Raw genomic sequence first — 229 nt, 5'->3', positions numbered from 1 at the left:
GAGGGCGGCAAGGCGCTGTCGCGCTTCGTCGAGCGTTTCTCGCAGACGATCGTTCATCCGGCCATCACCAATATCGCCGTTGCCGACATTCATGACATGCTTGGTGAAGGCGACCGGATCTATTTCCGCAAGAGCCGCGAGGCCTTTCTCGGCAGGACGCTGGAGGAGGTGAAGGCGGGCCGCGATGCGGAGATCGCCGCCTTTGCAGCCAGATTGGAGCCGGTGCGGC

1 protein-coding gene is annotated in these 229 nt (G+C 63.3%); it reads left to right on the top strand.

Annotated features, from left to right (window positions below; translation table 11 throughout):
- On the top strand, positions 1 to 229 hold a 229-nt coding region (locus tag KVT38_RS34460; protein WP_217598171.1), incomplete at both ends, for a glutathione S-transferase family protein.

This window comes from Cohnella sp. GbtcB17 (assembly GCF_019091135.1).
Lineage (GTDB): Bacteria > Bacillota > Bacilli > Paenibacillales > Paenibacillaceae > Cohnella.
The sequence above is the reverse complement of the archived record's forward strand: the minus strand, read 5'-3'. Positions and strand labels throughout refer to the sequence as shown.